Below are 13,295 nucleotides of genomic sequence, written 5' to 3' on the forward strand. Positions count from 1 at the left end.
TCCTCACCTCGTCCAGTACCAGCGCTGCGGCTGCAGCCCGGCGAGCGGATCCTGGTTCACCCCGCGCAGCGCGGTGTCGATCGCCGACACCTGGTACGGCGGGTTGGGCAGCCAGAGCACGGGCAGCTGCTCGGCCAGGTAGGCGCTGTAGTCGAGCATCGGCTGATCGCCCGTGGCCAGGTTGGTCGCGGTGATCAGGTCGTCGGCGTGCTGGTCGGCGTAGCTGCCGAAGTTCGTGCCCGCGTCGGTGGCGAACAGGTCCTCACCGCTGGGGCTGGCGGGGAAGTACCAGCTGCCCTGCGTGCCGAAGTACGACAGCTGCCACGAACACGACGCCTCTTCCGGCTTGCACGCGGTTCCGTTGGCCAGCACGGTGTTCAGCGGCTGCGCGTTGATCTTCATCTCCACGCCGATCTTCGACAGCTCCGAGCGCAGCTCCTGCATCGTCCCGTCGGTCTCGTCGGAGCCCGACTCGGTCAGCATGGTGAGCGACAGCCGGGTGCCGGCTTTGACGCCGTCGCCGCACTGGCCGGGTCCGCTGCCGGGTGCCGCACACTCGAGAACGTCGTCGGAGCCGGGTTTCCAGCCGTGGTCGGTGAGCAGCTTCCGCGCGGCGGCGAGATCGAACGGGTACGGGTTGGTCTTCTGCCGCGCCGACAGGTACTTGACGTCGTTGTCCTGCGGCACGGGGCCGTAGTCCACGCGGGCCGTGCCGCGCCAGATCACCTTCGTGATGCTGTCCTGGTCCACGGCGTGCTGCAGCGCCTGGCGCACGTACAGCTGCTTGAACGCCGCGCCGAGCTGCGGGTTGTTGAAGTTGAACGGCGAGTACGTGATCGACCAGCCGTTCCACGGTTCGATCCGGTAGCCCTGCGCCTCCAGTTTCGGGCGCTGGCCGAGGTTCGACGTCGGCACGTAGCCGTAGTCGACGCCGCCGGCACGCAGCACGTTGTACTCCGCCGAGGAGCTGGTGAAGGTCAGGAACTGCACGGTGTCGAGCTTCGCCGCGTCCGGGCCGGTGTACTTCGGGTTCTTGTTCAGCGTCACCTGGCCCGAAGCGGTGAACCCGGCGAGCGTGAACGGCCCGTTCACGACCTTCCACAGTGGATTCGTCGAGTACGTGCCGAGCTGCTTCGCCTGCGCCACCAGGAAGTCGAACACCTTCTTGGCCCCGGCGGGGTCGCGGTCGAAGTCGCCGACCGGGCCGGACGCGCTCGTGCGGTCCCACGCCTTCTGCGGCATCGGCACGACCAGGCTCAGCTGGTTGGCCGTGAACCAGTCGGCGTTGTACGGCTTGTCGAGGGTCAGCGTGAACGTGTGGTCGTCGACCGCGTGGAAGGCCTTGATGTTGTCGGGCATCAGGCCTTCGGAGTACTTGCCCCAGTTGTCCTTGCCGGCGCGCACCAGGTTGAGCCAGAACTCGAAGTCGCGGCTGGTCAGGGGGTTGCCGTCCGACCAGGTGAGCGGCTTGAGCGTGATGGTCACGGTCTTGCCGTCGGCGGAGTAGCTCGGTGCGTTGGCGGCGCTGGAGGGATCGTCGAGCGTGACCGAGCCCGAGCTGCCGTCGTAGTTGTACAGCGGGGTGTACAGCTCGTTCCGGATCGCGCCGTTGTAGCTCGCGCCGTAGCCGGGGATCGAGATCGGCAAGATCCAGTTCGGGGTCGCCGACGGGGGCAGCGCGAACCGTGCGCTGCCGCCGGTCACCGGCTTGCCCGTGCCGCCGCCGTGCTGCTCGCGGCTCGTCGCGCAGCCGGAGAGCGCCAGCGCGGCGGCGAGCGTGACCCCGAGCGCGGCGCGCCACCGGTGTCGAGCCATCCACATCACTTCCAACATCCTTGGTGTAAGTCGATGTCCAGGGACTGGGCGTGTTCTTGGTTGCCGTGTAATGTCGCACGCGTGTTGGAAATTGCCAAGAGGTGATTTCGGGGGCAAGTTTCCGGACAGTTACATCAGGCATGAAGTAAGTAGGTGACAGCCGTGGCCCAGGATCCCGCCGGTCTGCTGCGGCTGCTCTGGCTCGTCGCCCACGAGCACGCCGTCTCGCGGATGGACCTCGCGCGGGTGCTCGGCTTGCCGCAGTCGACGGTGTCCGTTCGGACGCAGGCGCTGATCTCCGCCGGGGTGCTCGTCGAGTCCGGCGAAGGCAGCTCGGCGGGTGGCCGGCGGCCGAAGCTGCTGTCGGTCAACGCGGGGTTCGGCCACGTCTGGGCCGCCGACGTCGGTTCGCGCCACGTCCGCATCGGCGCCCTCGACATCGCGGGCAACCTGCTGCACGTGACCGAACGGCCGCTGGACATCAACCGCGAACCGGCGCAGGTCGTCGCGGCTTTCGCCGACACCGTGCGGGAAGTCGCGGCCGAGGCGCGGTGCCCGGGCCGGCAGCTGGGCATCGGCGTCGCCTTCCCCGGGCCGGTCGACGTCGGCGCGGGCACGATCACGCTGCCCTCGCGCATGCCGGGCTGGCGCGGGTTCGCGGTGCGCGACGCGTTGCGTGCGCACTTCGACCTGCCCGTGGCAGTGGACAACGACGCGAACCTGCAGGCGCTGGGCGAATCCGTCGCCGGGCCGCCCGGGCGCACGCTGCTCGTGGTGAAGGCGGGCACGGGCATCGGCTCGGGGCTCGTCGTGACCGGCCGGCTCTACCGCGGCCGCGCCGGCGTCGCGGGCGACATCAGCCACGTGCGCGTGCCCGCGGCCGGCGACCGGCCGTGCACCTGCGGAAACCGCGGCTGCCTGGAGACCGTGGCGAGCGGCGCGGCCCTCGTGGCGCAGCTGCGCGAGCAGGGCGTGGACGTGAACAGCACCGCGCAGGTGATGGCGACGGCGGAGGACGGGCACCCCGACGCGACCACGGCCGTGCGGCGTGCGGGCCTGCAGCTCGGCGAGGTGCTGGCCACGGTGGTGAACTTTGGCAACCCCGACGAGGTGCTGCTCGGCGGCGCGCTGTCGGGTTCGGAGGCGTTCGTGGCCGCCGTGCGCGGCGCGCTCTACGAACGCTGTCTTCCCCTGGCCACGAGGGAACTGCGCATCGATCGGGTGCGCTTCGGCCCGGACGCCGGGCTGTACGGCGCGGGCGCGCTGGTGCTGGACGAGGTCTTCGACGAAGCGATACGGAGCAGACGATGACGAAGGTGCGGATCGGGATCACGGGGATCGCCATCGAGTCGAGCACGTTCTCCCCGCACCGCTCCACCGTGGCCGACTTCCACGTGACCCGGGGCGAAGAACTGCTGGCGCGCTACCCGTTCCTGCGCGAAGACCGTCCTTCGTGGACGGACGACGTCGAGTGGGTGCCGCTCGTGCACGCCCGTTCGCTACCCGGCGGCGCGGTGACCGAGGAGGCCTACGCGGAGCTGTCGAGGGAGATCCTGGAACGGGTGCGCGCGGCGCAGCACCTCGACGGGTTGTTCTTCGACATCCACGGCGCGATGAGTGTCGTCGGCCGCACGGACGTGGAAGCCGAGCTGGCCACCGAGATCCGCGCGATTCTGGGGCCGGACGTGCTCATCTCGGCGTCGATGGACCTGCACGGCAACGTCTCGCGCGAGCTGGCCACGGCGCTCGACCTGATCACCTGCTACCGCAAGGCCCCGCACACCGACGCGTGGGACACTCGCGAGCGTGCGGCCCGCAACCTCGCCGCTCGCCTGCGTCACGGCGGCAAGCCGAAGAAGGCGTGGGTGCAGGTGCCGGTGCTGCTGCCCGGCGAGAAAACGAGCACTCGCCTCGAACCGGCCAAGAGCGTCTACGCCGCCGTCGACGAGGTCGAAACGCTCGGCGGCGTGCTCGACGCCGCCATCTGGGTCGGCTACGCGTGGGCCGACGAACCGCGTTGCCAAGCCGCCGTGGTCGTGTCCGGTGACGACGAAGACGTCATCGCGGAACAGGCCGAGCGGCTCGCCAAGTCCTATTGGGACGCTCGTCGCGACTTCGCTTTCGTCGCCCCGACGGGGACCCTGGCCGAGTGCCTGGAGCAGGCCGTCGCCTCGACCGCGCGGCCGTTCTTCGTCAGCGATTCCGGCGACAACCCGACTGCTGGAGGTGCCGGGGACACGTCCTGGAGCCTCGACGTCCTCCTGCGCACTCCGGCCATTGTGGACTCCGAGCTCACCACGCTGTACGCGGCGATCGTGGACCCGGAAGCCGTTGCCGCGGCGGTCGAAGCCGGCGTCGGCGCGACGGTTTCCGTGGAGCTGGGCGGAAAAGTCGACTCCGGGCCGCACGGTCCGGTGCCGGTGACCGCTCGCGTCGAGGCGATCGACCCCGAAGACCCCGTCGCGGGCACGGCCGTGGTGTTCGCCATCGGCGGCCTGCGCGTGATCGTCACCGCGCGGCGCAAGCCCTACCACCTGGAGTCCGACTTCCTCGCGCTCGGCCTGCGCCCGCGCGAAGCCGACGTGGTGATCGTGAAAATCGGCTACCTGGAACCGGAGCTGTACGACATGGCCGCCGACTGGCTGCTCGCTCTCACGCCCGGGGGCGTCGACCAAGACCTGCTGCGCCTCGGGCACGCCGGGATCGACCGGCCGATGTTCCCGTTCGACGCGGAGATGGCGGACCCGCCGTTGAAGCCCGAGTTGCTCTGAGCGCCACGGCCGTCAACGCGCCGAAGGCCAGGTGATCGAGCCACTGCGCCCCGCGCGGCAACGCCCGGATCGCGGCGTTGCGCCGCCCGACGATCTCCAGGTCCAGCACCGCGATGGCGGCTCCCGCCGCCACTCCGTTGGCCACCGACAGCGGCCGGCGGCGGTCCACATAGGCGAGTGCGGCCGTCCAGCCGGCGGACACCAGCCCGTGGACCAGGGCGCCGCGGACCAGCCCGGCCTTGCCGCCGGGCGCCAGCGTGCCCGCCGCGCGCGTCGCCGCCAGCGGATCACCGCGCGTGATCACCGCGTGCAGGGTCGACGGCAGCCCGCTGCCGGTCGCTGCCACTGTCCAAGCCTTGACCACCTTCTTCACCAGGCCAGTATGCCCGAGGGCTTGACATGCAGTCGTTTGACTGCCTAACTTAGAGTGTGCAATCGGAGCTGGACGGGATTTTCTTGGACAAGGTCTTCAAAGCGCTGGCCGACCCGACCAGGCGCTACCTGCTCGACCAGCTGCACGAGGACAACGGACAGACGCTCAACGAGCTGTGCGCCCGCCTGGACATGACGCGCCAGACGGTCACCCAGCACCTGTCCGTCCTCGAGGCGGCGAACCTGGTCAGCACGGTGCGCCGTGGCCGGGAGAAGCTGCACTACCTCAATCCGGTCCCGTTGCACGAGATGCAGGAACGCTGGGTGGACAAGTTCGAGCGCCCCCGGCTGCGCGCGCTGAGCGCCGTCAAACGCCGAGCAGAGGAAGCCATGACCGAAAAGCCGAGTTACGTCTACGTCACCTATATCGAGAGCACGCCGGAGAAGGTGTGGGAGGCGCTCACCGACGCCGAGCTGAGCGGGCAGTACTGGGGGCACCGCAACGAGTCCGACTGGCAGCCCGGCTCACGTTGGGAACACGTGCGGGTGGACGGGTCCGGCATCGTCGACGTCTACGGCGACGTGGTGGAAGCCGTGCCGCCGAAGCGCCTCGTGACCCGCTGGTTCGACCCGACCAAGGAGGACACCCAGGAGCCTTCGCGCGTGACGTTCGACATCGAGCAGTACGAGGCGATCGTCCGGCTCACCGTGACCCACGAGGACCTGCCCGACGAGCAGGCGCGCCGGGACATCGGCCGCGGCTGGCCGTCGGTGTTCGCGAACCTCAAGTCGCTGCTGGAGACCGGCCACGTGATGCCGAACGCGCCGTGGAGCATGCCCTGAATTTCAGGGATTTGGCTATTTGTCGACACCCTCGTACGTGCCTCGGGTGAAGCGCTTCGAGAAGACGAAGTACACGATCGCCACCGGTACCGTCATCAGCAGCGCGGCGGCGAGCTTGAGCGGGAACTGGTTGCCCTGCCCGAGCTCGCCGGACACGAGTGAGGCGACGCCGGTGGTGAGCGTGTTCAGTGCCGGGTCCTGCCGCGACACGATGTAGTGCGGCAGCTCGTTCCAGGACCCCTGGAACGCCAGGATCGTCATGGTGATCAGGGCCGGCTTCGACATCGGCAGCACCACGGACCAGAACGTGCGCAGCGGTCCGGCGCCGTCGATGCGAGCCGCTTCCTCGACGCTCAGCGGCACGCTTTCGAAGAACTGCTTCATGATGAACACGCCCGACGCGTCGGCCAGCAGCGGGATGATCATCGCCGCGTACGTGTCGTACATGCCGAACTGGTTGAGCACCAGGAACTTCGGGATGAGCAGAACCACGCTCGGCACGGCGAGCACGGCCACGACCGCGCCGAACACCGCGCCGCGGCCGCGGAACCGCAGCCGCGCCAGCGCGTACCCGGCCATCGAGTTGAACACGACCCGGCCGACGGTGATCGTGACCGACACGAAGATCGAGTTCAGCGCCCAGCGCGGGAAATCCTGCTGGGCGAGCGTCGAGAAGACGGCCACGGACCACTCGTGCGGCCACGGGGTGAGCGGGTGGGCCGTGGCGTCGGCGTCGGTCTTGAACGCCGTGGCCAGCTGGATCAGGAATGGGTAGATGTAGGCAACAGCGACCAGCAGCAGTACGCCGAAGCCGACCCAGCGCAGGTATCCGCGTCGCTTCACCGCCGGCTCCTCCGTTTTCCGTCCTTCTCCTTCAACAGCCAGCGCTGCACCAGCGTGAGCACCACGATCACCACGAACAGCAGGAACGCGATCGCCGAGCCCTGGCCCCATTCCTTGCCGATGAACGACGTCGAGTACGAGAGGTACGCGGGGGTGAGCGTGGTGTTGGCGGGGGCGCCGCGGCTGAGCACGTAGATCTGGTCGAAGACCTGCCACGTGCCGATCAGGCCGAGGGTGAGCACGAGGAACAACGTCGGGCGCAGCTGGGGCAGCGTCACGCGCCAGAAGCGCTGCCACCCGTTGGCGCCGTCGATCACGGCGGCCTCGTCGACGCTCGGCGGCAGGTTCTGGAGCGCCGCGTAGAACATCAGCATGAACCCGCCGGTGGTCGTCCACACCACGAGCACGATGATCGAGCACATCGCCACGCTCGGGCCCGAGAGCCAGTCCCACCAGGACAGTCCGAGGAATCCGTGTGACGTCAGCGCGGCCGGGTTCTGCGGCACGCCGAGTCCGTTGAGGACGATCTGGAAGAGGCCGCGCGGGTCGGCGAACCAGCTGGGACCGTCCACTCCGAACAGTTTGAGCGCGGCGTTCACCGTGCCGGTGCTGGAGAAGAGGAACAGGAACACCACCGAGATCGCGACGGAGCTGGTCACGGTGGGGAAGTAGAACGCCGTGCGGAAGAACTGCTTGCCCTTGAGCCGGCGCTGGTTCAGCACCATCGCGAGGAACAGCGCGAGCGCGGTCTGCAGCGGGACCACGAACAGTACGAAGTAGCCGTTGTTGCGGATGCTCGTGGCGAAGTTGCGTTGCGTGAGGCCGGGTTCGGTGAGCAGCGCGGCGTAGTTGTCGCCGCCGACGAAGTGCACCCGAGACGAGAACGGGCTGCCGTTGCCGGTCCAGTCGCTCACGCTCACCCAGAGCGCCATTCCGATGGGCAGCACGAAGAACAGGCCGAGCACCACCAGCGTGGGCGCGAGGAACAGCCAGCCCACGCGGCCTTCACGCCGGCTCGGTCCCTTCCCCCGCCGCGCCGGGGATGGTGGCGCGGCGGGGGAGCTCGTCGTGGTGAGCAGCGTCGTCATGCCCAGCTCACTGTCCGAGCGCGGCGGAGGTGTTGGTCTGCAGCTGCTGCAGGATGTGCTTCGGGTCGGCGCCGGGCAGCTGCTGGATCTGGGCGTCGAAGTCGGTGAGCACCGGGTCCATCTTCGTGAGCGTCACCGGGCCGTGCGCCGAGTCGGCCCCGGCGAGGAACGCCGCCTGCTGCGGGAACTCCTGCTGGTACTGCGCGCGCGCCGACTGCCGCGACGGCATCACGCCGAACGTCTTCGCGAACGTCAGCTCCTGGGCCGGCTGCATCAGCGCGTCCACGAGCTGCTTGGCCTGGTCCTGGAACTTGCTCTTCGCCGCGATGCCCCAGCATTGCGTGAACGACAGCGTGCCCGCACCCGCCGGACCGGCCGGCAGCGGCACGACCTGGTACTTCACGTTCGGGTAGTCCTTGGTCATCCCGCCGACCATCCAGTTGCCGTCGATGCTCATCGCGGCCTTGCCCAGGCCGAACGCCTCACCCGAGTCGCCCGCGCCGATCTGCTTCGGGTACTTGGCGACGCCGGAAGCCAGCAGGTCGCGCACGAACGTGAGCCCCTGCAGGTTCTGCGGGGTGTCGGCCGTGGCCTTCTTCTGGTCCGCGTCGAGCGGCCAGCCGCCGGCCTGCACCAGGAACGCGCCGACGCGGTCGCGGGTGTCGTTGAACACGAGGCCCGTGTGCCCGCCGGTGGTCAGCTTCTGCGCAGCGGCCTTGAGCTGGTCCCAGGTCTTCGGGATGTCCTTGTCGGTCAGGCCCGCCGCGGCCCACTGGTCGGTGTTGATCGCCAGCGCCAGCGTGGAGAAGTCCTTGGGGACGCAGTAGAGCTTGCCGTCCTTGGTGAACGTGGTGCGCAGCGTCGGGTAGAGATCGTCCTTGTAGGACACCGAGTCGCCGTAGGGCAGCATCTCGTCGGCGTAGCCCTGGAACTTCGTGGCGTCCACGGCGAACACGTCGGGCGGGCTACCCGCCGCGAAGCCCTGGCTCAGCTGCTGCGGCAGATCGTTGGCGCCGATCACCTGAACCTTCGAGCCGCCGGAGCCGGCCGCCCACTTCGCGGCCGCGTCCTGCACCGCGGTGAGCTCGGCGCCGCCGCTGGAGGCGATCATCAGCTTGAGCTGGGCGGGGCCGGACTGCTGGGTCGCGGGCGCCGTCGAGTCGTCGAAGCCGCCGCCGCACGCGGTGAGCGTGAGCAGCAGGCCGGCAGCGGCGACGGCCGTGCGGGGGACGAGGTGACGCATCGATCCTCCTTGATCGTGCAGATGGTGATGTCAGGTCGTGCGCAGCACGAGCCGGGGGGTGAGCAGGGTCGAGACGGGTTCGGGGCCGGCGGTGCCGCGCAGGGTCGCGCGCAGCTGGCGCACGCATTCGGCGGCGACTTCGGCGATGGGCTGGGCGACGGAGCTCAGGCCGAGCACGGCGGCGGTCGGGGTGTCGTCGAAGCCGATCACCGACGCGTCGGCGCCGGGGCGCAGGCCGCGCTCGCGCAGCTCCCCGACCACGCCGAGCGCGAGGGAGTCGCTGGCGCACACGAACGCGGTGGGCGCGGCGGGCTCGTCGAGCAGCCGGGCGGCGGCCGAACGCCCGCCCTCCACACCGTCGAACACGGGGATCTGCGGCCGGTCCGCCAGCCCGGCGGCGGCGAGCCCGGCCTCCCAGCCGGCGCGCCGATCGTCACCGGTCTCGGAGCCCGCGGGCCAGCCGACGAACGCGATGCGGCGGTGGCCCTGGCGCACGAGGTGCTCGGTGGCCAGGCGGGTGCCGCGGGCGCCGTCGACGTCGACCCAGCCGTGCGCCTGCTCGTCGCCCCACGGCCGGCCGAAAGTGACGAACGGCAGCTCGCGCTCCTTGAGCCAGCGGGTGCGCAGGTCGTCGTGGTGGGTGTGGGTGAGCACGAAACCGTCGACGCCGACCGACGCGATGAGATCGGCGTACGCACGCGTCTCGGCTTCGTCGTCGGCGGCGGTGAAGAGCATGATCCGGTGGTCGTACTCCTCGGCTGTGGCCGTGAGGGAGTGCAGGAACTGGTCGAGGACCACGCCGCTCACGCCGTTGCCGACCGGGGCGATGCGCATCCCGATGATCTGCGAGCGCGTGGTGCGCAGCTGGCGGGCGGCGGTGTGCGGGCGGTAGCCGAGGCGGTCGATGGCCTCGAGCACGCGTTCACGGGTCTCCGGGCTCACGAGCTCGGGCGAGTTGATCACGTTCGACACGGTCTGGCGCGAGACGGAGGCGGCCTCCGCGACCGAGTTCAGCGTGGCCCGCTGAGCCATCCCGCCTCCTGGTGACCTGGTCCGGCACCTCGATCGAGGTGCAGGTTTGAACGTTCAATCTGGCGGCTACTCTGAACGTTGGCCGCTGACCTGTCAAGACTTCAAACCAACTTGACACGAACCCGGTTTGATCGATCCAATCGGGGACACCCGACCCCACCGGAGGACATTTCCATGCAGCCCCTGCTCCACGACCTCGCGATCGCCCTGCACGCCCCGACCGTCGTCCTCTCCGGTCGCGACGGGCAGATCCGCGGCAACGGCACGCAGGGTCTGCTGCACGGTGACCTGCGGTTGGTGAGCGAAGCGGTGGTGACCGTCGACGGGCGGGAGCCCGAACCGATCGGCTTCGAGGAGCCGGCGGCGGACCGCGGCACGTTCACGGGGCTGGTGCGCCACCTCGGCAATCCCGGCCCGGACCCGACGGTGTGGCTGCGCCGCCACCGCCGCGTCATGGCGAGCGGGGTGACGGAGGAGCTGGAGCTGGTCTCGTCGGCGGCCGAGGCCGTGGAGTGCGTGGTCGAGCTCGCGCTGGCGGCGGACTTCGCGTCGATCGAGGTGATCAAGTCCGGCGGCTCGGTGGACCCGCTGGCGCCCGAGCGCGTCGACGGCGGCGTGCGGTGGTCGCAAGGACTGGTCAACGCCGTGGTCGCCACCGACGGCGAGACCACTGTGGACGGTGCTCGGGTGCTGGTGAAGTGGCGGGTGCGCGTCGAGGACCGCGTGGTGCTGCACTGGACGCTGACCGCCACGGACCCGGAAGCGCCCTTCGTGCCGGGCTCCGCCGCACGGCTGTCGGCCCCCGTGGTGGAGGCCGACGACCGCCGGTTCACCGCGCTGCTGAACCGTTCGCTCGACGATCTCAACGCGTTGCTGCTGGCCGAACGCGAGCACCCCGGCGACGTGTTCGCGGGTGCCGGCGCGCCGTGGTTCTTCACCCTCTTCGGCCGCGACAGCCTGTGGGCCGCGCGCCTGGCGTTGCCGCTGTCGCTTTCGCTGGCGGGCGGCACGCTGCGCACACTGGCCCGGGCCCAGGGCGAGCGCCACGACCCGGCGACCGGCGAGGCGCCCGGCAAGATCCTGCACGAACGGCGGCGCACCGGCTTCGAGGTCCACGGCATGTCGTTGCCCGCGCGCTACTACGGCACCGTCGACGCGACCGCTCTGTGGGTCGGCCTGCTCTACGACGCCTGGCGCTGGGGCCTGCCCGAGGCCGAGGTCCGCGCGCTGCTGCCGAACCTGCGCGCCGCGCTGTTCTGGATCACCGGCCTGTCCGACACCGACGGCGACGGCTTCGCCGAGTACCTCGACGAAAGCGGCCGCGGCCTGGCCAACCAGGGCTGGAAGGACTCGGGCGACGCCATCCGCTTCGCCGACGGCACGATCGCCAAGCCGCCCGTCGCGCTGTCCGAGGTGCAGGGCTACCAGTACGAGGCCGCCGTCCGCGCCGCCGAGCTGCTCTCCGCCCTCGGCGAACCGGCCGACGGACTCCTCGAGTGGGCCGAGGCCCTGCGCTCGCGCTTCCGCTCGCGGTTCTGGGTGTCCACTTCGGACGGCCACTTCCCGGCCCTGGCCCTGGACGGCGCCAAACAACCCGTGGATTCCCTGACGAGCAACATCGGGCACCTGCTGGGCACCGGCATCCTGGACCCGGCCGAGAGCTCCTCGATCGGCGAGCTGCTCCTCGGCCCGTCGATGGCCGCCGGCTTCGGCCTGCGCACCATGTCCTCGACCGGCGGCGGATTCTCACCGCTGAGCTACCACTGCGGCTCCGTCTGGCCCCACGACACCGCCGTCGTCGTCCGCGGCCTCCAAGCCTCGGGCCAGTCCTCGCGCGCCGCTTCACTGGGGTTGCAACTCGTCCACGCGGCCGGCGGCTTCGACAACCGCCTGCCGGAGCTGTTCTCGGGCTACGGCTCCGACGAGGTCTCGTCGCCGCTGCCCTACCCCGCGTCCTGCCGCCCCCAGGCCTGGGCGGCCGCATCCGCGGTGACGCTGCTGGTCACCTTCCTGGGCCTGCGCGTCGACGTCCCCGCCGGCGTCGTCACCCTGGACCCACCTCGGCCGAGCCCGGTGGGCGCCCTTCGCGTGACCGACCTGCCCCTGGCCGGCGGCACCCTGGACGTCACCATCGCGGCCGACGGAACGGTGACGGACCTGCGGCTGCCGCCAGGCCTGCGGCTGGGCTGAAGCACGTGAACGCAGGGCAGCCTTGCAGCTGAAGATCTGCAAGCGTGGGTGGCTCTCACAGTACCTGTATCACCAGGGTCTCCCGGACGTCCAGGACGCCTGTGAACCTGTTTGAGTCGGCTTTCGGCCAAACAGAGGAGAAGTAATGGATCCACGGCAGAAGGAACGAATACCCGTCGCGGACAGCCAGTTCACCACTCACGCAGACCTTTTCGATCTGAGTGGGAAATACGCACTTGTCACCGGCGGTACCAGGGGCATCGGGATGATGATTGCGCGCGGCCTTCTGCAGGCGGGCGCCCGCGTCGTCATCAGCTCACGCAACGCAGACGCGTGCGCGGAGGCACAGCGTCTGCTGTCCGAATTCGGCGACGTTCAAGCAATCCCCGCCGACCTGTCCAGGTACGACGAGTGTCAGCGCCTCGCTGATCTTGTCAAGGTCGACTCGGAACGCCTGGATATCCTCGTCAACAACGCGGGAGCGATGTGGCGCGAGCCGCTGGAGACGTTCCCGGCCGAGGCCTGGGACGCAGTGGTCGATCTCAACCTCAAGTCGCCGTTCTGGCTGGTGCAGGCGCTGCTCCCCGCACTTCGCAGGGCGGGTACCGCCGACGATCCCGCGCGGATCGTCAACATCGGCAGTATCGCCGCCATCCACGTCGCCGAGTCGCCCAACTACTCGTACGCCAGTAGCAAAGCGGCACTCCACCAACTCACCAGAGTGCTTGCCAGAGAACTGGGCCCACAGCACATCACGGTGAACGCGGTAGCCCCAGGACCGTTCCCGTCGCAGATGATGGCGGCCACGCTCGAGGCCATCGGCGACACGATCGCGGCGAAGGCTCCTCTGCGCCGTCTCGGCCGCGACGACGACATGGCAGGTATCGCCGTGTTCCTCGCCAGCCGGGCCGGCTCTTACCTCACGGGCACCGTCATCCCGATCGACGGCGGCATCGCCACGACCGCAACAGGTACCTAGTACGGCAACGGCAGTCAGGTGAGTGGGTAGCCACGTCGTTTGGCGTGGCTGAGGCGGGCTTGGTGTTGTCGTCGGCGCCCGAAGCGGGGCCACGCCCCGACGTGGTCGACAGCGTCGGT

10 protein-coding genes are annotated in these 13,295 nt (G+C 69.8%); 5 read left to right on the forward strand and 5 right to left on the reverse strand.

Translation table 11 applies throughout. From position 1 onward, the window contains the following. Positions 1-3 precede the first annotated feature (3 nt). Positions 4-1,815, reverse strand: coding sequence for a peptide ABC transporter substrate-binding protein (locus tag AB0878_RS27090; RefSeq protein WP_366583055.1), 1,812 nt, complete (start codon positions 1,813-1,815; stop codon positions 4-6). A 162-nt stretch (positions 1,816-1,977) separates the two neighbouring features. Here AB0878_RS27090 and AB0878_RS27095 point away from each other — a divergent pair, with 162 nt between their 5' ends. The 3 genes from AB0878_RS27095 (at position 1,978) to AB0878_RS27105 (ending at position 5,801) form a co-directional block, all read left to right on the forward strand. Further along, positions 1,978-3,126 carry an ROK family protein gene (locus AB0878_RS27095; protein WP_366583056.1) on the forward strand — a complete coding sequence of 383 codons (1,149 nt, stop codon included), beginning with the start codon at positions 1,978-1,980 and terminating at the stop codon, positions 3,124-3,126. Further along, a complete protein-coding gene (locus AB0878_RS27100; protein ID WP_366583057.1) occupies positions 3,123-4,586 on the forward strand; it encodes a M81 family metallopeptidase in 1,464 nt (487 codons plus the stop codon). Before AB0878_RS27095 ends, AB0878_RS27100 begins: the two co-directional genes overlap by 4 nt. 456 nt (positions 4,587-5,042) lie before the next feature. Next, a complete protein-coding gene (locus AB0878_RS27105; protein WP_366583058.1) occupies positions 5,043-5,801 on the forward strand; it encodes a metalloregulator ArsR/SmtB family transcription factor in 759 nt (252 codons plus the stop codon). 15 nt (positions 5,802-5,816) lie between these two features. Here the strand turns inward: AB0878_RS27105 and AB0878_RS27110 are convergent, their stop codons facing one another. The 4 genes from AB0878_RS27110 to AB0878_RS27125 are packed head-to-tail and all read right to left on the reverse strand — an operon-like array spanning position 5,817 to position 10,007. Beyond that, on the reverse strand, positions 5,817-6,644 hold the full coding sequence (locus tag AB0878_RS27110; RefSeq protein WP_366583059.1) for a carbohydrate ABC transporter permease: 828 nt from the start codon (positions 6,642-6,644) through the stop codon (positions 5,817-5,819). Then, the gene (locus AB0878_RS27115; RefSeq protein WP_366583060.1) at positions 6,641-7,732 is read right to left on the reverse strand and encodes a sugar ABC transporter permease; all 1,092 of its coding nucleotides are present in this window, start codon (positions 7,730-7,732) and stop codon (positions 6,641-6,643) included. The genes AB0878_RS27110 and AB0878_RS27115 overlap by 4 nt, the downstream gene beginning before the upstream one ends. A gap of 7 nt (positions 7,733-7,739) precedes the next feature. Next, positions 7,740-8,975, reverse strand: coding sequence for a sugar ABC transporter substrate-binding protein (locus AB0878_RS27120; RefSeq protein ID WP_366583061.1), 1,236 nt, complete (start codon positions 8,973-8,975; stop codon positions 7,740-7,742). 30 nt (positions 8,976-9,005) lie between these two features. Beyond that, positions 9,006-10,007: a LacI family DNA-binding transcriptional regulator gene (locus tag AB0878_RS27125; protein WP_366583062.1), complete on the reverse strand. Its 1,002-nt coding sequence runs from the start codon at positions 10,005-10,007 to the stop codon at positions 9,006-9,008. A gap of 174 nt (positions 10,008-10,181) precedes the next feature. Here AB0878_RS27125 and AB0878_RS27130 point away from each other — a divergent pair, with 174 nt between their 5' ends. Beyond that, positions 10,182-12,197: a glycogen debranching N-terminal domain-containing protein gene (locus tag AB0878_RS27130; RefSeq protein ID WP_366583063.1), complete on the forward strand. Its 2,016-nt coding sequence runs from the start codon at positions 10,182-10,184 to the stop codon at positions 12,195-12,197. A gap of 145 nt (positions 12,198-12,342) precedes the next feature. Beyond that, complete coding sequence (locus AB0878_RS27135) at positions 12,343-13,176, forward strand: SDR family oxidoreductase (protein WP_366583064.1); 834 nt, start codon at positions 12,343-12,345, stop codon at positions 13,174-13,176. The last annotated feature ends 119 nt before the right edge of the window (positions 13,177-13,295 follow it).

This window comes from Amycolatopsis sp. NPDC047767, assembly GCF_040704195.1.
GTDB lineage: Bacteria > Actinomycetota > Actinomycetes > Mycobacteriales > Pseudonocardiaceae > Amycolatopsis.